Origin of the sequence: Marinobacter sp. S6332 (assembly GCF_023016045.1) — a bacterium.
In the GTDB taxonomy this organism is placed as follows: domain Bacteria; phylum Pseudomonadota; class Gammaproteobacteria; order Pseudomonadales; family Oleiphilaceae; genus Marinobacter.
In genome coordinates, this window is the sequence record NZ_JALKAP010000012.1 from 123,323 (window position 1) to 142,881 (window position 19,559).

Genomic DNA, 19,559 nt, shown 5'->3' on the forward strand with positions numbered 1-19,559 from the left:
CGTCTGTAAACGTTACAATCGCGCAGGTTTTCGAAAGCGTTGTGCGAGGTGAAGTTTGATCAGGGTATTGGTTGTAGATGACCATGAGCTGGTTCGTTCCGGGATAACCCGGATGCTCGCGGATGATCCCGATATTGATGTTATTGGCCAGTCTCCGTCTGGAGAAGACGCCATAGAGTTTGTGCGCAACGAGCGTCCGGACATCGTCTTAATGGATATCCGTATGCCTGGCATTGGTGGGCTGGAGGCTACTCGACGCATTTTACGATTTGACGATTCCGTTCGGGTGATTGTGGTAACCGCCTGCGCCGACGACCCTTACCCTGCACGGGTGATGCAAAGCGGCGCTTCTGCCTACATCACCAAAGGTGCAGATATCCGTGAAATGGTCCGCTCCATTCGCATGGCTCACTCAGGGCAACGCTATATCAGCCCGGAAATTGCCCAAAAAATGGCGCTCAAGCAATTGGGTGGCGATAAAGAGGACGAGGGTGAGTTATCGCTGTTCGATCGCCTCTCTGAGCGCGAAATGCAAATAGCGATGATGGTTGTAGACTGCCAAAAAGTGCAGGATATTTCCGACAAACTCTGCCTTAGCCCCAAAACAGTGAACAGCTACCGCTACCGAATTTTTGAAAAACTGGAAATCTCCAGCGATGTTGAGTTGGCTCTGATGGCAGTGCGTCTTGGGTTGCATGATGCCCACAAGGTCTGATTCAACGACTGAAAGCAGTGGGGAGTTCGACAGCAAACACTTCCTGAAACAACTAACGGAGCGGCCCGGCGTCTACCGAATGTATGACGAAGGCGGCTCCGTACTTTACGTTGGGAAGGCCGGAAACCTTAAAAAACGGGTCTCCAGTTATTTCCGCAAGACCGGACTGGCACCAAAAACGGAAGCGCTGGTTGCCAAAATCGCCTCGATTGAAGTAACCATCACAGGCAGTGAGACAGAAGCGCTGTTGCTGGAGCAGAACTTAATAAAGTCTCTGCGCCCCCCTTACAACATCCTGCTCAGGGATGATAAATCTTATCCGTATATCTATGTGTCTTCCCACAGTGATTACCCCTCGCTGACCTTTCGGCGTGGGCGTACCAAAAAGGGTGGAGGAACCTGGTACGGGCCGTTCCCAAGCTCTGGCGCTGTTAAGGAAAGTCTTAATGTATTGCAGAAGGTATTTCGTATAAGATCCTGTAGTGAAAGCTATTTTAGGAACCGTGCGCGTCCATGTTTGCAGTATCAAATCAACCGGTGCACGGCGCCGTGTGTAGGCTACATCTCACCCGAGGACTATCTGCAGGATATTCGCCACGCCACCATGTTTCTTGAGGGTAAAAACCCGGCCATTATCCGTGACCTGATGGATGCCATGGAGAAAGCTGCCGAGAGTCTTGAGTTCGAAAAAGCTGCTGCCTGCCGAGACCAAATCAATCACCTGCGCCATGTTCAGGAGCAACAATCTGTAGACGGTGAGGGCGGCGACGCAGATGTTATCGCTATCGCACAGGATGCGGGGGTTGTATGTATTGTTATCATTATCGTGCGTGGCGGTAGAGTTCTGGGAACTAAGGATTACTTTCCCCGTTATTCTTTGGAGCAATCCGAGGGCGAGCTGTTGAGTGCTTTTCTCGGGCAATATTATTTTGGTGGAAACACGCGTCGAGAGATTCCAAAAGATGTACTGGTTCCGGTTGAGGTTGAAGGTCAGGAGCTGCTTGCTCATGCACTTTCGGATGCAGCTAACCGGGAAACCCGTATACGTGGAAATGTAAGAGGGGAGCGACGGCGTTGGTTGGAACTGGCAATGACCAATGCCCAGCAAACGTTGCTAACACATATCGCCAGCAAAGAGACCGTGTATCGTCGTTTGCTGGCGCTGCGAGACATGCTGGAGCTCGCTGAAACCCCCTCGCGGATGGAGTGTTTCGACATTAGCCACAGCCACGGTGAAAATACCGTCGCATCCTGTGTCGTTTTCGATGAGAATGGCCCCCTTAAAAGTGATTACCGCCTGTACAATATTGAAGGTGTGAAAGCTGGCGATGATTACGATGCCATGCGTCAGGTGCTGACGCGTCGCTACCGTCGTATGGTCGCGGGTGAGGGCAAGCGCCCGGATCTTGTATTTATTGATGGTGGTAAAGGGCAGTTGAGCATTGCCCGGGAAGTCTTTGATGAACTTGGGGTTTCTGATATTCCCCTAATCGGTGTAGCCAAGGGCGTAACCCGGCGCGCGGGCATGGAACAGTTGATCGACGCCATGACCGGCGATGTGTTTCGTGTGCCCGCTGATTCCCCGGCGTTGCATTTGATTCAGCACATTCGGGACGAGTCCCATCGATTTGCAATTACTGGGCATCGTAAAGGGCGCGACAAGAAGCGCCGTCAGTCTACCCTAGAGGGTATAGAAGGGGTTGGCCCAAAACGCCGCAGGGAGCTCATCCGGTATTTTGGTGGTATACAGGAACTACGCAAAGCCAGTGTTGATGAAATGACGAAAGTTCAGGGCATCAGCAAATCCTTGGCTGAAAACATATACGCAGCGCTGCATGACGAGTAACAACCGTATGAATTTACCGAACCTGCTCACACTCTCCCGCATCATCATGATTCCGGTCTTTGTGGCGGTGTTTTATCTTCCCATGCATTGGAGCTACATGGTCAGTGCAGCAATTTTTGCACTGGCTGCGGCAACGGACTGGTTGGATGGCTATCTTGCCCGCAAACTTGACCAAAGCACTCCGTTCGGTGCGTTTCTTGATCCAGTTGCCGACAAGCTTATGGTTGCAGTAGCCTTGGCGCTCTTGATTCAAGAGTATTCCGCCATTCTGGTCACCATTCCTGCAACCGTTATTATTGGCCGCGAAATTGTAATTTCTGCATTGCGGGAATGGATGGCTGAAATTGGCAGCCGTGCAAGTGTTGCGGTTTCTTACATTGGCAAGATTAAAACCGCGGCTCAAATGGCATCTATTGTGGGTTTGTTGGCCTTTCCTCCGGGCGAGTTTTTGTCCGATGTTTCTGTAGGTTTGCTCTACATCGCCGCCATATTAACGCTTTGGTCTATGGGGCTATACATTAAGGCAGCTTGGCCGGATTTATTCCCGGAAAAGGATTAATCCTGCCGCGCCTCACAGTTTCTCGCCCAGTCGATAAGGTTTTTTGCCAATTCTTCACCGGCGTCGCCAAATGCTTGCACCACGGAGTTTATACTTTTGTCTCCGGCTGGCGCTGATACGATGAAGTTACTGGAACAGAGGGTTTGCCGGGAACGATTATTTATTAGTTGCCCGTAAACGGTAACGGTTACCCGCGTACTGTTACCATGGTTAATTGCATGGAAGGCCGAGATTTCTGTAGCAAGTGTCAGGTCACTGTTGCTTGGGCCTGTATCAATAACCACATCCCGAAAAATGTCGCTCGCCCTGAATGCCCCTGCGAGCATATCTCGTAGCAGAACTGGTGCCGTATCACGCCATCGAACTCCGCTATACACCGTGAATTCCCAAGGCTCGGGCTTTGCCAAAATCCGTGAACTGTTGAAGGGCTCGGAGGCAAAGGGCGTATCAATTCGAAGGCTTTCAGGCCTACTCGCACCGCCTTTTTGTATTTCCTCAGGTACCGGAAAATCCATCACTCTGGGTGCTTCAGGGATGGGAAATACCGTGCAAGCCGTTAATGCCCCCGAGACCACCACTGCTGTGCCAAGTGTTCTGAAAGCCTTTGCCGCTGAGATTATCATGGGGATACCTCCTTGATAGCGGGGCCGCCCCAAAGAGTGCCTCTCGGGTTCTCCTCAAGACGGCGGGTAAACTGATTCAGGTTTCTGAGGGTGTTGCGCAGTTCTCTCAAGGCCGGAGCAAGCTCTCCAATACCTTGAAGCCCGGAATCTAGAGCGCCTTCGTTGTCTCGGGTCAGATTATCTATACGTGCGACCGTATCTTGAACCTTCGTCATGGCCAGGTTCATGTTGGTCATAACGGCTTTGCCTTCGTTCTGTAGCAGAGCGTTGGCGTTGTCTGAGAACGCAGAGACTTTCGATGCGGCTTCTGCTGCCCGTTGGCTGGCATTATCCATACGTTCAAGCAAAGCCACGAGTTGGTCGCGGCTGCCTAGTAGGGAATCACTTGCCTCGCGGGCGTTGCGCAAGATGGCAGTAAGATTTTCTGTGTTTTCTTGGGAAAGTAGATTGTTTGCGCTGGTAAGCAGCTGTTCTGCTTTGGTTAACAGAGCTTCTCCGTTGGTGAGGAGTGTTTTAAATGCAGATGGCTCGGCGGTTATCAACGCAGGGTTATCCTTCGTGCCGTAGAGTACCGGGCTATCCTGACTGCCGCCGCTAAACTGCACATTCATGCTGCCGGTAATATTCGCTAATACCAAGCCGGCGCGAGTGTCCTTCCGTACGGGCACGCTTTGCTCTACACGCACTAAAACCCGAACGTGGCTGGGGTTGGCCGGGTCCAAAGTCAGCTGGAGAACATCGCCCACTGCAACGCCACTGTAGAGTACCGGGTTGCCTTTGGCCAAACCGCCTACCGCCTGATCAAACACAATCTCGTAATAGGCCCACTCGCGGTCTGCAGATGACTTCGCAAGCCATAGCGAAAACAACAGTGCAGCCACCACCGAAATCAGCGTAAATAGCCCTATAAGCAGGTGGTGTGCTTTCGGTTCCATAAGCTTTTACTCCCGTAACCGGCTCGTCTCTTGAGCCCGGAATGCGTAACTGGCAGCCCGCCCGCGGGGGCCCTGAAAATATTCCTGGATCCATGCGTCGCTTGTTGTCGCAACTTTTTCAATGCGGTCTGCGACCAAAACCTTCTTTTGCGACAGAACCGCAACCCTGTCGCACGTTGTATACAGCGTATCCAAATCGTGTGTAACCAAAAAAACGGTCAGCCCCAAAGCGTCCCGTAGGGTAACAATAAGCTTGTCAAAAGCCGCAGCACCAATTGGATCGAGGCCAGCAGTAGGCTCATCCAAGAACAGAATTTCAGGATCCATTGCCAGAGCGCGTGCCAAGGCGGCGCGTTTGACCATACCACCAGAGAGCTCTGACGGGTACTTGAGGGCCGAGTCGGCTGGTAAGCCCGTTAGGGCAAGCTTCATGCGGGCAAGCTCTTCGGCATCGGCACGGGATAGGTCGCAATGTTCAATCAATGGAAGAGCAATGTTCTGCAACAGGTTCAATGAGGTAAACAAAGCTCCCCTTTGGAAGAGAACACCAAAGCGCTGCTCGGTGTCTGACCGTTCTACGGCGCTCAGTTCGTTGAGGTCTTTCCCGAATACTCGTATTTGACCGTCTGACGGTTTATGCAACCCTACGATGCTTCTTAACAGAACGGATTTGCCGGTTCCTGAGCCGCCAACAACGCCAAGAATTTCGCCTTTGAACAGGTTGAGATCAAGGTTTTTGTGGACGACGTGGCTGCCGAACCGATTAACAAGATTCTCGACTTCAATAACGGTTGGTGATTGGTTGGCGGCCGCAAGGGCTGTTGAATCTTCCATAAGCTACCAGCCCATTTCCATAAAGAAGAGCGCGGCCACGGCATCTAGAAGGATGACGATAAAAATGGATTGAACCACACTTGATGTCGTATGTACGCCAACCGATTGTGCACTACCTCCTACCTTGAGTCCTTCAAGGCAGCCTATGGCGGCAATCAGAAATGCTAAAAAGGGTGCTTTCGACATGCCAACAAGAAAATGCTTAAGCGCAATATCCCGCTCAACAATCGCCATAAACTGCGCCGGTGAGATATCTAGGGCCAGCGCACAAACCATACCACCGCCTACCAGACCGGATAGCATGCCAACAAAGGTAAGAATAGGCAGACTGACCATCATTGCCAGAACCCGCGGAATGACCAGTAGCTCAACTGGGTCTAATCCCAGTGTGCGAATAGCATCCAGCTCTTCGTTTACCTTCATCGCACCGATTTGTGCCGTAAAAGCGCTCGCAGTGCGGCCTGCGAGTAAAATTGCGGCAAGCAAAACACCAAACTCACGCAAAAACGAGAAGGCGACCAAATTAACGGTGTAAATTGTGGCACCGAAGTCTTTCAGCACTGTGGCGCCCAGAAAGGCGACGACAGCGCCCACCAGGAACGTTAGCAGAGCGACGATAGGTAGGGCGTTGAGCCCTGTGTTCTGAATGGCAGCAACGAAAGGCGTAATACGCCAGCGGCTGGGCCGAGGAATAATCACAAAAAGTGTTGCGATAATCTGGCCTATAAAACCGGCCAGTAGATAGGTCAGGTGCCAAATTGCCTCTACCGACTTGCCGGTTTCCGAGAGAAATTGTGGAATGGGTGCAAGGCCTTTGGGCTCGGGGGAGGGCGGCTGCCGCATGGCATCTGCCACAGCGTGAAGCAGTGCACTTTGCTCTTGCGGTAGAGTGCCATCCTGCTCTGCTAACGCCATGAGGGTTTCTGCCCCAAGCAGGCTTATTAGAAGCGAGGCACCCGCTGTATCAACTCGTCCTAGCCCCGTGAGGTCGACATTGTTCGTGCTCCGGTTCTTACCAGAATAGCCTTCAACAGTCTGTTTGAGTTCCTTGTAGTCGAGTAGAGTCCAATCGCCCCGGATGGACAGGTTGCCATTCTCATCCTTTAACGATCCTGCCTGACGACGAATCGATGGAGAGTTTTTATGGTCTGAGGAATGGGCACTGGTGGGCACTTGGGTCTGAATTCCAAAGTTTGGTCTATTAGCTTGCTAGCTTAGAGCTTGTAGATGTTGTCTGCCAGTATTCGACGATCTTCGTCGTCGTGGCTTGCAAGAACAATGAGTGTACCCCGAGCCTTCTGATCCAGTAAAAGCTGCCGAAGAAGATCCCGCGCATCACTATCAAGGCCCGTAAGTGGCTCGTCTAACAGCAGAACCGGCTGTTGTCGAAGAATAGCCCGCAATAATGCGACACGCTGCCTTTGGCCACCGGAAAGGTCTCCGGGTAAACGCTTGCCAAAGCCATCGAGCCCAACACTTTGCAAGCCTTCATCGATAGCTTGTTGATTCCTCGGGGTAAGTTTCAGCCCCGGGTGGATGCCCAGGCCAATATTAGCATCGACACTCAGGTGCTCGAATAGATTGTGTTCTTGAAAAACGCTGGTCATGGGGCGCTGCCATGGAGCGTGGTGGCGAAGGCTCTTATCCTGCCAAAGAATATCGCCGGACTGCGGCTCGAGAAAACCTGCCAGCAAATTCATCAGTGTGGATTTGCCTGAGCCACTGGCGCCATGTACTGCGATGCATTGTCCCGGCTCCACCGTGAAATCGAAATTCCATGGAGATTCCTGATCCGGGTAGGCGAATACCAGATTTCTTACTTCAAGCATGTTCAGGCTCCGGAACACTTCGGGGAGATTTGGTCGCCAAACCGGTTTTGTGTAACGGCGATCCCAACCTGTTAAAAACGCTAAACAACACCAGCAAAAGCAACACAAGCCAGAGCCCGGTTGCGGCTGCGGCATCCATTCGGTAACTACCAAGCTGCTGATAGAGCAACACTGGCAGGGTAGGCTGGCCCGGTGTGCCGAACAGCGCAATAACGCCGAAGTCGCCCAATGACAATCCTGTGCCATAGGCCATGGCCAAAGCCAGCGGCTTGCGCATTCTCGGCCAGTGCAGCCAACGCCAGCGATACCAGCCTAGTATGCCAAGCTGGTCGGCTTGCTGGCGGCTGGCGGAGTCGAGGCTTCCCAGTGGGCCTTTCAGCATTTGCAGTACGAAGGGCAGAGCCATCATGGCGTTAATTAGCGTAACCAGCACCAACCCTTCATTTGAACTGCCAAGGCTGGGTCGGAACAACAGAAACAGACCGGTACCAAGAACCAGCGGCGGAATCATCAAGGGCAAATAGGCTGCCACATCGGTTAGCCGGGTAATGGCTGGTCTTTTCGATGTTGTTCCACAGGCCAGAATCAGAAGGGCAGCACAGACAGACATCAAACCGGCTGGCAGGGCGATGGCGAGGCTTCTCATTGTGGCATCAAGTAACGCGGGGTTGACCGCGAAGCTACCTAGCGGAAAGAAGGCGCTGCCCATACCGGGAAGCCCTCTGATTAAAATGGCTAACAGCGGCATAACTAGAAAGAGCACAAACAATCCGAGGATGGTGCCATCTGCAAATCGGGCGCGCAGAGAGCTACCCGCTTTGGTTCGGTGAGACGCAACGCGCCTGTCCGGCAGGAGAGAAGCCGTAAGCCCGCGGCGCGCTGCCAGCCACCATAGAAAACCGCAAATAATAAGCTGAACCATGGCAAGAAGCGCGGCTTGCCCGGAATCGAACTCGAATCGCAAAGACTGGTAGATGGCAACTTCAATGGTAGTTGCCGCAGGTCCGCCGCCCAGGGTCATCACTATGGCGAAGCTGGTGAAGCAGAGGGTGAACACCAACGCTGCAACACCAGGCAAGACAGGCTTGATAGCTGGCCATTCCACCGCTCGCCAATACCACCAGCGGCCAAGCCCGAGTTGGGCGGCAACCCTGAGTTGCGATGGAGGTGCGCCTTCAATTGCCTGCAAAAGAATCCTTGCGGCCAAAGGCGCGTTGAAAAACACATGGGCCAATACAATGCCGTTGATGCCGTAGAGATTCCAGGAAGCACCAAACCAGTCGCTGGCAAAGCCAGTGAACCAGCCCTGGCGCCCATACACGCTGACCAACCCCGACACCGCCACAATCGAGGGAAGCACCAGACTCAGTTCCATCAATCTCAGCAGAAAAGCACGCCCCGAAAATGCAGGTTGTCTTGCGAGGATTCTGGCAATCGGGATAGCCACGAGAAGGCTGAGTAAAACAGAAAGAAACGCCTGCCAAATCGTAAAACTAACCACGGTACGCAAGTAGCGGCTTTGCCAGAGTTGGCTGATATCCGGTAGTGAGGCTTCCCAGACAAGTGCACCCAGGCCCGCCAATGAGAGCAGTACCAGCGCACCGGCGATCGCAAACCCGGGCCAGAGCTGCCACCCGGGGCGACTGAAGGGTGCTGGCCGCCCGGGTGTCAAGTGCGAGCGTAGCGAGTGTTGCTGGCGCTTAGCGAGATTGTTCATGGGCTGTGATTAACGTGTCATGGCATCCAGCCACTCGTTCATCCATTGGCGGCGGCTATCACTGACCGTTTTTGGGTCAAAATACAGGGCTTCTTCTGGCTGAATCAGCTTGTCAAAAACAGAAGGCAATTCATCGCCCAGATCAGTAGCCGGGTACATAACGTTTTTAAGAGGAATATGGCGCTGGAAATCCGCACTCAGCATAAAGTCCAGAAACTCTCGCCCGAGTTCTTTCTGATCGGATGACTCAACCAGAGCCGCCACTTCAACCTGAAGGTAGTGACCTTCTTCGAATTGAGCTGCTTGGTAACGATCCGTTTTATCCACGGCCATGTGATAAGCCGGGGAGGTGCTGTAGGAGAGAATCATCGGCGCCTCGCCATTCATGAATAACGAGAAATAGCCGTCGCTCCAGCTTTTGGTTGTGGTCAGAATCTTGCCGTTGAGTTGCTGCCACTTTTCAGCCGCCTGATCACCGTAAACATGGCGCATCCAGAGCAGTAACCCAAGGCCGGGGGTGCTGGTTCTTGGGTCCTGGATGATGATCTTTAGGTCGTCAGGGGCAGCAATCAGTGCTTCCAGGCTTTTTGGTGGGTTGGGCAGTTGTTCGGTATCGTAAACGAACGCAAAGTAGCCCCAGTCGTAAGGTACAAACACCGGGTCCTGCCAGTTGATGGGCAGGGTCAGGGCTGAAAGATCGGTTTCATGGTTTGCCAGCAAGCCGGTTTGCCGGGTGGTTTCCATGGTGGCGGTGTCCAGACCCAGCACCACATCGGCCTGAGTGCTTTTGCCCTCAAGGCGCAGGCGTTGGAGAATATCGCCACCGCTATCCAGAACCACATAGTTAATCTGGCAGTTGCACGTCTGCTCAAAGGCTTCTTTAACCGCAGGGCCCGGGCCCCATTCTGCGGCGAAAGAGGGGTGGGTATACACAGTAAGGGTGGTTGCCTTTTGGGCGTGTGCAGGCGCAAACGCCAAGGCAAGTATAAACAGTGCAAACGCTCGGGTGAGCATGGTGGTATAACCTCCGCAACAAGTGAGGGGTGGCCATAATTGGCAGCCATGTCGCGGGCCCCACCAAAGCTGGTGAGTGCTCAATCCCTTCGCCGGCATAATCCGGATCAGGTTCCGCGGGTATGGTCTCAGCCCGGCATTTGCCTGGCACCCCGTTGAGTTGAATAAAGTGTACCATGCTGGCTGTTGGCAATGGTAAGAGGCAAGGAGAAGGCAGGTGCCAAAGTTTTTACATACAGCAGACTGGCAAATGGGCCGAACCTACAGTCGGTTCGACGCGGAAGATAGCGCGGCATTGGTTGAAGCACGATATGAAGCCATCGAGCGACTGGCGGCGCTGGCCACTGAACACCAGTGCGACGCGGTTCTGGTTGCCGGCGATGTGTTTGATGCTCAAACCGTGTCTGATCGAACCATCAGGCGGGTATTTAACGCCACCAGTGGCTTTGCTGGGCCCTGGGTAATGCTGCCAGGCAACCACGATGCGGCACTTGCCGAAAGTGTTTGGACTCGTGCAAAGCGCCTTGACGCCGTTCCACCGAATGTTCACCTTGCGCTTGAGTCCGGGGTTACATCTTTGCCGGAGCAGGGCATTGCGGTGTTGTCCGCGCCTCTTACCCAGCGACACACCTATGGCGACCTGACTCAACCTTTTGCCGATATGGAAACTGAAGCGAATTTTCTGCGCATAGGCTTGGCCCACGGCAGCGTTCAGGGCTTGCTGCCGGACGAAATTGATTCCGCCAACCCTATTGCTCCCGACAGAACCAGCACGGCCAAACTGGATTACCTGGCTCTGGGTGACTGGCACGGCGTTAAGCAGATTAACGAACGAACCTGGTACAGCGGTACGCCGGAACCTGAGCGGTTCCGCAATAACGATGCCGGATACGTATTGATTGTTGATATCGAAACCCCCGGTGCGACACCTCAAGTAACCCGCCATGAAACCGCTCGCTATCAGTGGCACCAGTGGCGGGAGACTCTATCTGTCCCATCCGATCTGGACGAACTGCTGATTCGCATAGGCGAGTTGCCAGAAGCTTCGGTTCTGGACTTGAAGCTTAATGGCACACTCACGCTGGGCGGCGATCAAAAACTGACGGAAGCACTTTCGATTGCAGAAGCCCGCTACCGCAGTGTTACCTGCGATCGAAGCGGCTTACAGTTGGCGCCCACAGAAGATGATATTGCTGAACTGCACGCAGACGGATACCTCGGAGAAGTGGTTCAAGAACTGAGGGAGGGCCAGCAGGCGACAGAAGATGATGAGGCGGCTGCCGTAGCACGGGATGCATTGGGCATTCTTGCAGGCCTGCTCAAATCCAAAGACGCGGAGGTGGCCCAATGAAGCTCAAGCGTTTGCGTGTTGAGCAGTTTCGCCAATTCCGGCAAGGTCTGGAGCTGGACAGCCTGCAGCCGGGCCTTAACCTGATTCACGGCCCCAACGAATCCGGTAAGAGCACACTGGTGCGGGCCATTCGTGCCGCCTTCTTTGATCGTTACCGGTCTAAATCCGCTGAGGAACTGGCCCCTTGGGGCGATTCTTCTGCCGCGCCAACGGTTGAACTGACATTTGACCATGGGGGTAAGCATTGGCAGCTGGATAAGCGCTTTCTCAAACGCCATCGCTGTGATCTGAAGGTGGGTGACCAAACCTTCAGCGGCGAAGAAGCCGAAGAAAAACTGGCTGAGTTGCTGGGTTACCAGTTCCCTAAAAAAGGTGCCAGCAAAGAAGAACACTGGGGAATTCCGGGCTTGCTCTGGGTAGAGCAGGGAACCGGGCAAAACATTGAAAACGCCGTACTGCACGCCGGTGGCCACCTGAAGTCTGCCTTGAACAACCTGGTGGGCGAAGTCGCCAGTAGCGGAGGCGACGAGATTATTCAGGCAGTAGAGCAGCAGCGTAAAGAGTTGCTGACATCAACCGGGAGGCCAAGAGGCGAATACCTGGAGCACGCCAATACCCGGGAGGCACTGCAGCAGCAGGTGTTGGACCTGAAATCACGGGTTGAACAGTATCAGGCTCAGGTGGATCGCTTGGGAACTCTGGCCGCTGAGCATGAACAGGCTAATCGCGAACGGCCTTGGGAAGAGGCCCGGCGCGAGATGCAACTCGCAGAAACAAAATACCGGGAAGTGGAGGCATTGCAGGAGCAACAGGCTCGGGGAATGGAGTCGCAGAAGCAGATTCAGCAAAACCTCTCCCTGCTTCAACAAAACCAGATTCACTGGCGCAACCAGAATGACCAGCTTGAGCTGCGTCATCAAAGCTATCTCAAGGCAAAACAACAGCTGGAGCAGGAAGAGCTCGCCAGCCCTGAGTTGGTAGCGCAGGTTGAACGTGCGCGCAACCAATACCAGCTCGCCAACCAAGCCGTTCAGCAAGCCCACCTGAGAGATAAGCGCGAGCGCTTGCGAAAAGACTGCGCGCGGCTAGAAGCTGACCTGACCCAACTCAAAAAAAGGCAGGATAAAGCCAAAGATATTCAGATTTCTCTGGATGCAGCACGGAATCAGAAAAAACAAAACCTGATAGATAGCAGTGCATTACAGTCACTAAAGAAGAATCGGCGTGAACTCGATGATGCGAACATCCGAATCCAGACCGTAGCCACCCGTGTTACCTGGAATCTTGAACCAGGTGCCACTCTGAACCTGGATGGGCAAAGCGTTGAAGGGCAGGGCGAGAAGCTGCTGCTGGAGCAAGGCGTTCTCACAATTCCTGATATCGGTGATCTCGGGATTCAGCCCGGGGGCGATGACCTTGCCAGCCTCCGCCGACAGCTTGAGCGATTGGGGCACTCTGTTTCGCAGCAATTGGCGGAGCTGGGAGTTGATTCCGTTGAAGCGGCAGAAGGGAAGTTGGCGCGTCTGCAAGATGCTGAAGCACAGATACAACGCTTTGATGACCTTCTCAAATCTCTGGCGCCCAAAGGCGTCGACCAGCTTGTTTCCGGGCGGACTGAGGTTGAGTCTGAACTGCTCGCCAGGACCACCGAGCTTAAAGCGCTGCCAGAAGTGGGAGGCACAGAGGGTGACCCAAAACCGCTAAGCCAGGCTGAGGCGGAGTTAAAGCAAGCGGAGGGTCAACTCACAGACGCAGAGACGAGGCAGAGAAACCAGGAAGGATTGTTGCAAAAAGCCCGTTACGTTAGCGAAACAGCGCAGCGGGAATGGCAGCGAATGCAGGATGAGCTGAGCAGCCCCGAGCGCCAATCGCAGATAGAAGGTATTGCCCGCGATATCGCTGCTGCGGAAAAGCAAAACGCAGAACTCGAAGCGTCCTTGAAAGACCGTGAAGCATTGATTCGTGAAGCTCGTCCTGAGCTTTTGAAGCAGGACATAGCACGCTACCGCGCCACCGCCGAACATCAGGAGAATGCCCAGCAGAAACGGGCCCTGGAGCTAAGTGAAATCCGAGCAAGGCTGGAGGCCTGGGGTGCTGAGGGACTGGAGGAGAAGCACAACGAACTGGCGGCTGATCTAGAACACGTTACCCGCCGGTATCTTGAGCTCGACAGACGTGCAAAAGCGCTGGATATGCTCCTGAACCTGTTAATCGAAAAACGCCAGGCACTGACAAGGCGTTTGCAGGCGCCGCTGCAAAAACATCTGGATCATTACCTGACTGTTCTGTTCCCCGAAGCCAGCCTGGAAGTGGATGAAAACCTCATGCCCGGGAAATTCAGCCGGGGCAGTGAACTGGGGCAGATGGCAGAGTTGAGTTTTGGTGCCCGGGAACAGATGGGCCTGATCAGCCGCCTGGCCTATGCAGACCTGCTGCAAGAAGCAGGGCGGCCGACACTGATCATTCTGGATGACACCCTTGTGCACAGCGACTCAGCGCGCTTGGATGGCATGAAACGGATACTGTTTGACGCAGCAACCCGCCACCAGATACTGTTATTTACCTGCCATCCTGAGAAATGGCGGGACTTGGGCGTAGAACCGCGGGATCTTGAAGCACTGAAAATTCATGGTGAAACTGGTTAAAAAATACCCGCAAATCTCCACTAAAACAAAAACTTAAAAAAAGGTATTGACGAAACCACCGTAATCCGTAGAATACGCATCCGTTGTTGAGGCATTGCTTCAGTAGCTAAGAGCGGGAATAGCTCAGTTGGTAGAGCACAACCTTGCCAAGGTTGGGGTCGCGAGTTCGAATCTCGTTTCCCGCTCCAATTTCTTCAAGTCTCTCAATGCCAACCTGAGAGCACAAAGATTGATTCCTTCGATCTTTTTAGGCGCGGTGGCAGAGTGGTCATGCAGCGGACTGCAACTCCGCGTACGCCGGTTCGATTCCGACCCGCGCCTCCATTATTTCCCTTTTGTTTTCAGTCGCTTAGCTTTTCGGTGTTAGAACCGGCGTATCGATGGCGACAAAATGGCGACAAAATGGCGACATCGATTTCAGTTTTTCTCCGTATCCCTCGGTGATTTTAACGTCGATTTCGATCGCTCCGGCGGGCGAATTAAGCGGTAATGTTTCCGCATGGCTTCGGTCTCATGACCACCCTTGTTGTTTTCCCCCTGGGACAGAAACTCGTCGGTCAAACCCTTCTTGCGCAAATCTCTCAACTGGTATTGACCTTTGTACCCGGCTTCTTCGCAGGCTTGCGCCCAGGCTATTTGAATATAACGGTGCCTTACCGGTCGCGTGCGACTTCGAAAATCAAAATATCGCGGGTAAACCATCAGGTAAGGGGAAATGATGTCTTCCGATTTTTTCCAATCGCGAAACCATTCAATCAGATCCCGTAGTTCTTCATTCATTTCAATAACAATCGGAACGCCTGTTTTGTGCCTGGCGAAATGAATTTCTCCAAATTCACTTTGGTCATCTCTGATCTGTTCTTCTTTCAAGCCAAACACGTCGATGGGCTGTTGGCTCATCATGTATATCAGGTCACAGATCTTTGCTCGCCAAGTGCCGTCTTTTATTCGCCGGTTAATTTGGTGAACACAAAGGCGGGTAGTGATCTCTTTATAGATCTCATCGGGTATCAGAACTTCTCTTTTGGGTTCACTGATTTTCTGAATGTCTCGCATGGGGTTGCGATCGATTAGTCCATCTTGAACCGCATGGGTGAATACGCGAGATAGCGTGTTGCGTAAGCCGTTATAGTGCGTCGGTTTGGTGAGCCAGCCAGAAAGCAGGCGCCGTATTCGGCGCAGTAATTGTGGGTCCGCCAAGAGGAAGTCGGATGCTTCGCTTGCTTCTAGTTGTTGGGCATCGCTTGCGTAGTCAATACGGGTTCCTAGTGCAATGGGCTTGCCTCGGTTTGGCCCTCGTTGGCTGAACACGTTGCACTTGCCCCATTTAGTACGCCCATTAACGACTCGGTGCCCAATAGACTCTGTTCGCCATGTATGAAGGTATTCTTTCAGTGTGATCCGATTGGCGTCATCCATTGGATCGCACATCGATAGATTCCCGGCCATGAGTTCGGCATCGAACTCTCTCCGTTCCTCCTCCCACATTTGATTGAGGATCGCCCAGCGACGAATAGCCAGGTCTTTGTCGTCTGTTTGCAGGCTGCCCTGTTTGCGAGTGATAGGATGTCGAACATAAAACATCCCGTCGCGTTCCCGGATATATAACCCCGGGTAACGGTCAAGCCAGTGGCGGTTTCGGTCTCTTCGTGCGCCCATGACTACTTTAGTTGACGTGCAAGTGTTTTGAGGAAGCTGAGTTCCTGATCGTCTTCGGGCATGCCACGAATTCGTCCGTTCATAATCTCAAAGTAGTAATCAAGGTCTATGCGCCAGCGGCGGCCGTCACGGAACGCGCCCGGGATCTTCGGGCACCATTGGCGAACGGTTGAAACTGACGGCGGTGTTTCATCATCGCTGTACACAATAGCGATGAACGTGGCGATGGAGACCAGCCTCATAGCGTTTCCTCAAGTCCATCTTCTCGTTGAAATTTTGTGGTTACTACTTTTCATGTTCCACAGGAGAAGTTGTCATTTACATATTAGGCCGCGGATTTCGCCTCTCGTTGGCGTTAAAGTGACTTTTTGGGCTGCATAACAGATCAAAGGGCTAATTTTCCTATTCCCTGTATGGTTTTTACGGGTTATGTGCTCACCAGTCGTTGTCCATGCCTCCAGAACTGAAAGTGTCGTCGAACAGCGAGTCAGTGCTGGTGTCAAAAGTAGAGGACATATCGTGGTTGTTTGAACCAAATAGGTTGCCGCCAACGTCTATACCGAACATGCCCTCTTCAGCCATCGGTAGTCCCGTTGCAGGATTTGTATATACGGGTTCCGAAATCCAGTGGTGATCTATCGATGCCCCTGGGGTGCTGTCATCAATAAATAAGTTGTTACTAAAACAATCGTCGTGCTGCAGGCTGGAAATGCCCGTAGTGCCGCCTTCATCAGATTGTGTCAGCCAGGTTGAGTGGTGAAACTGGCTAGAGCTTGCACTGCCTTCAGATGCGCCGCTTTCTGAGCCGGCAAGAGCCAGTCCAATCAAAGCACCAACGATACCGGCTGCTGGGCTGAATTGGCTGCCGATAACTCCACCCGCGATAAAAAAGATGATATAGGCCATGGTTTTGCGTCCTCTTGGTTGTGAGTAATAAGCTTAACCCAACGAACAAATTCACCTAATTAGCGCGGGGAGGGATAAATGTGCGGCCTCGACATGTGGGAAAGCGATAGTTTGTTCTGAAGGCTGGTTGATTCAACGCTTGGTGGTTTTATACGCGGTTATACATGGCGCCGATAATTTATACGCGGAACCAATAATCGAACCAGTCTTTTGTGTGTCTACAGAGGTTCAAAGATGCCGGACACCTGTGCAGGCGTTAAGGTCACCACCATACGACGGTTAATCTGGCAGAAGAATTTCTGCCTGGCCTACCAGCCTCAAATCCATAGGGCCGCGAACCGGCTCGCACACCAGTGGGGCAGGTATATGCGTTTGCATCAGAGCTTGAAACGCCTCCACTTGATGAAAGCCCGGATCCAACCATAGATCAAACTCTTCTGGCCGAAGCATCAGCGGTATGCTTTTAGGGTGAATGTGGCTGAACCTGGGATGGGGTGGAAGCGTGATCACAGTGAAGGAGTTTATCTGTTCTTCTTCAAAGTGCCATGATTGCCACAGGCCTGCCAGGGCCGTGGCTTCATTCAGAGGATGAATGTTGTAAACCTGCTTGCCTTGCCATTCATGGAAGGCGCTTACCGGGACGATGCAACGCTTCGAGGGGTACACTTTCTTCCAGAGAGGGCTGCTGGTGAGTCGATCACTTCGGGCATTAAATGTGGGAAACTTCGGGTTGGGGCGGTATCCATGACCTTCAGGTCTGGGTTCAATCAGTAACGACCAGATACCCGGAAGCAAGTAACGATCATCAGTTGCTTCAATCACAAACTCACCAATACCACCAGGCGGTACGTTCTGCTGCAACCTAGGAGTTATTCCGGGCAAGCCGAGCTGTTCCATAAGTGTTCTAATTCCAGGTGAATCCGTAACGTTGTATCGACCGCACATAGAGCCCTCGCAATCAAAAACTCAAACTATTCTGATGCTTTTTGCTGAGCAGGGCTACTCTGAAAAAACGCACCAGTTGTTACCCGGCAATGCATCGCCGATAATCGAACCTGCTTTGGAAAATCCGTTTGAAGCCGGGGTGGCAGAAGAATCCGCTGTCGGCCGTCCACGCACGACAAGGAGTCGCATTTTGTCCAGTACTGCCATTCGCTACTTGACCATGCTCAGGATGGTGCCCAGGTATCCCAAATCCATTACAACCACCGAGCTTGCCACACGGCTGAAAGAGCATGATTTTTCTGTGACCATTCGCTCGATCCAGCGGGATCTTGAAAAGCTAAGTACGGACTTTCCGTTATTTGTGGATGATAACGCCCGGCCGTTTCGTTGGTCGTTTGATCGGGAAGCCTCAATGGATATCGTTCCTGCGTTGGATCTTCCCGCTGCACTGACTTTTGAGTTGGCCAAGGCGTATCTCGCTCCCATGTTGCCACCTAGGGCGTTGTCGCATCTGGAGCCTCATTTCAAGGAAGCCCATCGTACGTTGTCCCGGGATCGTAATCCGCTGGGGCAATGGCCAAGCCGGGTTCGGGTAATCAGCCGTGGTTTGGGAGGGCAGCGCCCGGACATCGATGCCGATGTACTGGAAACGGTAACAGAGGCATTGCTTCGTGAATATCAGTGCAAACTAACCTATCAAGCACGCAGTTGGCACGAGCCGGAGGACATCAGAGTCCATCCGTATGGTCTGATATTCCGAGACCCTAACGTTTACCTCATTGGAACCATTGAGGGCAGGGAAGGTGTTCGCCAGTTAGTCCTTCATCGGGCGACCACCGGAGAGATCGTTGAAGAACCTGTAGAGCGCCCGGATGACTTCGATCTGGATCTGTACATTCACTCGGGCGCCATGGGCATTCTGAAATCCGACAAGCCGGTTTTCCTGAAGTTACGTTGTGACAAACCTGCCTTGAATCACCTGATCGAATCGCCTCTCGGGTTGGATCAGTTGGTCACAGAGGACGATGACCAAACGTTTGAACTGTCGGTCACCGTAGGTGATACCCAGGATCTGCGATGGTGGCTAACGGCCCAAGCTGTCCATTGCGATATTCTGGAGCCAAAGTGGCTTCGCAGTGAAATCGAAAGCACCCTGGAAAAGGGGCTGGAGCGTGTTGGTCGTCATAGTACAGAGTAGTTAAAAAGGCTGTATGCCTGAGACAGAGTGAGCTGTCTTTCAGGCAGTCAATCACGACGGTGATTCTGACTCTACCTGGGCGAATGTTTTATCTGTTTGCGGGCTTCACTGTAAGCAATGTCCCAGCTCTCATCAGTCGTCGGCATTCCATTCGATCCAAGGGGCTGCACACCAAGCTTTTTACGACGCTCGTTCACTTCTTTGATGTAGTCGGCATTCATAGGGTTAATACCGCTTCTTCGATCTGCAGCATCGGCAATCGAGTCCATCTGGTGGTCGTATTCTTCGGGAAACCACTCAATATGAATGGTTCGCGCTATTCCTGAGATCTTCTTGTTCAGGGCATCTTGCTCGTCTACGAGTTTTATTTCCGCATCGGTTAAACCTTCACGGGCTTTTTGGTGCGCGCGGGCTTCTTCTTTTTTAAAGCGGTTCATAGGCGTTCCTCGATAGGTGGCAGAATATGGATTTCAAAAGACATCGCGTTGTGTGGGCTTATGATCAGGGCGCGAATTTCAACGGTGTTTTGCTCCTGAGTAATGTCCAGTATTTCACGGGTTACTGTGTTGTACCTGAGTTCGGACACCCAGCGCTGCAGGAAAAATGTTAATGCGCTGTTTGTATCGCAGCTTCGGGTAATCAGTTCGCAGCGCAGGTATGCGCTGGGGTTGTCCCATTGGCGAACGATGTTTGATTTCTCGATATCGAAAACGCTGTCTTGATCGAACAAAGCGAACTGCAGGTCGTAATCGAAACCGGCGATGGTGGAATCAAAGTCGTATT

19 protein-coding genes, 2 tRNA genes and 1 riboswitch are annotated in these 19,559 nt (G+C 52.8%); of the genes, 8 read left to right on the forward strand and 13 right to left on the reverse strand.

The window, feature by feature from the left end; genetic code table 11:
* Positions 1–55: 55 nt before the first annotated feature.
* From uvrY to pgsA, 3 genes are read left to right on the forward strand one after another with little or no spacing between them, the layout of a single operon-like run.
* Entirely contained in the window at positions 56–715 is a 660-nt protein-coding gene (gene uvrY, locus MWU62_RS15985) for a UvrY/SirA/GacA family response regulator transcription factor (protein WP_247115817.1), read from the forward strand.
* Complete coding sequence (uvrC, locus tag MWU62_RS15990; RefSeq protein ID WP_247115818.1) at positions 699–2,561, forward strand: excinuclease ABC subunit UvrC; 1,863 nt, start codon at positions 699–701, stop codon at positions 2,559–2,561. The genes uvrY and uvrC overlap by 17 nt, the downstream gene beginning before the upstream one ends.
* A gap of 7 nt (positions 2,562–2,568) precedes the next feature.
* Complete coding sequence (gene pgsA, locus MWU62_RS15995) at positions 2,569–3,120, forward strand: CDP-diacylglycerol--glycerol-3-phosphate 3-phosphatidyltransferase (protein ID WP_247115841.1); 552 nt, start codon at positions 2,569–2,571, stop codon at positions 3,118–3,120.
* On the opposite strand, the gene MWU62_RS16000 is transcribed toward pgsA, so the two are convergent.
* The 7 genes from MWU62_RS16000 to thiB all read right to left on the reverse strand — a co-directional run bounded on the left by MWU62_RS16000 (position 3,117) and on the right by thiB (position 10,072).
* Positions 3,117–3,743, reverse strand: a complete 627-nt coding sequence (locus MWU62_RS16000; protein WP_247115819.1) for an ABC-type transport auxiliary lipoprotein family protein — start codon at positions 3,741–3,743, stop codon at positions 3,117–3,119. The two genes, pgsA and MWU62_RS16000, sit on opposite strands and share 4 nt — an antisense overlap.
* Positions 3,740–4,678, reverse strand: coding sequence for an MlaD family protein (locus MWU62_RS16005; RefSeq protein ID WP_247115820.1), 939 nt, complete (start codon positions 4,676–4,678; stop codon positions 3,740–3,742). The genes MWU62_RS16000 and MWU62_RS16005 overlap by 4 nt, the downstream gene beginning before the upstream one ends.
* A 6-nt stretch (positions 4,679–4,684) precedes the next feature.
* A complete protein-coding gene (locus MWU62_RS16010; protein ID WP_247115821.1) occupies positions 4,685–5,512 on the reverse strand; it encodes an ATP-binding cassette domain-containing protein in 828 nt (275 codons plus the stop codon).
* A gap of 3 nt (positions 5,513–5,515) precedes the next feature.
* Positions 5,516–6,640 (reverse strand): ABC transporter permease, encoded by a 1,125-nt coding sequence (locus tag MWU62_RS16015; protein WP_247115842.1) that lies wholly within the window; start codon positions 6,638–6,640, stop codon positions 5,516–5,518.
* An 86-nt stretch (positions 6,641–6,726) separates the two neighbouring features.
* Positions 6,727–7,341 (reverse strand): ATP-binding cassette domain-containing protein, encoded by a 615-nt coding sequence (locus tag MWU62_RS16020; RefSeq protein ID WP_247115822.1) that lies wholly within the window; start codon positions 7,339–7,341, stop codon positions 6,727–6,729.
* Positions 7,334–9,058: a thiamine/thiamine pyrophosphate ABC transporter permease gene (gene thiP, locus MWU62_RS16025; RefSeq protein WP_247115823.1), complete on the reverse strand. Its 1,725-nt coding sequence runs from the start codon at positions 9,056–9,058 to the stop codon at positions 7,334–7,336. The genes MWU62_RS16020 and thiP overlap by 8 nt, the downstream gene beginning before the upstream one ends.
* Positions 9,059–9,067: 9 nt before the next feature.
* On the reverse strand, positions 9,068–10,072 hold the full coding sequence (gene thiB, locus MWU62_RS16030; RefSeq protein WP_247115824.1) for a thiamine ABC transporter substrate binding subunit: 1,005 nt from the start codon (positions 10,070–10,072) through the stop codon (positions 9,068–9,070).
* Between the two features lie 67 nt (positions 10,073–10,139).
* A riboswitch (TPP riboswitch) is annotated at positions 10,140–10,237 on the reverse strand.
* A 52-nt stretch (positions 10,238–10,289) separates the two neighbouring features.
* Here thiB and MWU62_RS16035 point away from each other — a divergent pair.
* The 4 genes from MWU62_RS16035 to MWU62_RS16050 all read left to right on the forward strand — a co-directional run bounded on the left by MWU62_RS16035 (position 10,290) and on the right by MWU62_RS16050 (position 14,392).
* Positions 10,290–11,423, forward strand: coding sequence for a DNA repair exonuclease (locus MWU62_RS16035; RefSeq protein WP_247115825.1), 1,134 nt, complete (start codon positions 10,290–10,292; stop codon positions 11,421–11,423).
* Positions 11,420–14,068: an AAA family ATPase gene (locus tag MWU62_RS16040; RefSeq protein ID WP_247115826.1), complete on the forward strand. Its 2,649-nt coding sequence runs from the start codon at positions 11,420–11,422 to the stop codon at positions 14,066–14,068. The genes MWU62_RS16035 and MWU62_RS16040 overlap by 4 nt, the downstream gene beginning before the upstream one ends.
* Before the next feature lie 112 nt (positions 14,069–14,180).
* Positions 14,181–14,256, forward strand: a tRNA-Gly gene (locus MWU62_RS16045).
* 62 nt (positions 14,257–14,318) lie between these two features.
* Positions 14,319–14,392, forward strand: a tRNA-Cys gene (locus MWU62_RS16050).
* A gap of 93 nt (positions 14,393–14,485) precedes the next feature.
* Here MWU62_RS16050 and MWU62_RS16055 read toward each other — a convergent pair.
* From MWU62_RS16055 to MWU62_RS16070, 4 genes are all read right to left on the reverse strand, one after another.
* On the reverse strand, positions 14,486–15,652 hold the full coding sequence (locus tag MWU62_RS16055; protein WP_247115827.1) for a hypothetical protein: 1,167 nt from the start codon (positions 15,650–15,652) through the stop codon (positions 14,486–14,488).
* A 77-nt stretch (positions 15,653–15,729) separates the two neighbouring features.
* Positions 15,730–15,969 carry a hypothetical protein gene (locus tag MWU62_RS16060; protein WP_247115828.1) on the reverse strand — a complete coding sequence of 80 codons (240 nt, stop codon included), beginning with the start codon at positions 15,967–15,969 and terminating at the stop codon, positions 15,730–15,732.
* 193 nt (positions 15,970–16,162) lie between these two features.
* The gene (locus tag MWU62_RS16065; protein ID WP_247115829.1) at positions 16,163–16,633 is read right to left on the reverse strand and encodes a hypothetical protein; all 471 of its coding nucleotides are present in this window, start codon (positions 16,631–16,633) and stop codon (positions 16,163–16,165) included.
* Positions 16,634–16,912: 279 nt separating this feature from the next.
* Complete coding sequence (locus MWU62_RS16070) at positions 16,913–17,578, reverse strand: SOS response-associated peptidase family protein (protein ID WP_247115830.1); 666 nt, start codon at positions 17,576–17,578, stop codon at positions 16,913–16,915.
* A 190-nt stretch (positions 17,579–17,768) separates the two neighbouring features.
* On the opposite strand from MWU62_RS16070, the gene MWU62_RS16075 reads away from it, so the two are divergent.
* On the forward strand, positions 17,769–18,776 hold the full coding sequence (locus MWU62_RS16075; protein WP_247115831.1) for a WYL domain-containing protein: 1,008 nt from the start codon (positions 17,769–17,771) through the stop codon (positions 18,774–18,776).
* 71 nt (positions 18,777–18,847) lie between these two features.
* Here the strand turns inward: MWU62_RS16075 and MWU62_RS16080 are convergent, their stop codons facing one another.
* Together MWU62_RS16080 and MWU62_RS16085 are read right to left on the reverse strand one after the other, a co-directional pair.
* Positions 18,848–19,213: a hypothetical protein gene (locus tag MWU62_RS16080; protein ID WP_247115832.1), complete on the reverse strand. Its 366-nt coding sequence runs from the start codon at positions 19,211–19,213 to the stop codon at positions 18,848–18,850.
* On the reverse strand, positions 19,210–19,559 hold a 350-nt coding region (locus MWU62_RS16085; RefSeq protein WP_247115833.1), incomplete at its 5' end, for a hypothetical protein. The genes MWU62_RS16080 and MWU62_RS16085, both read right to left, overlap by 4 nt.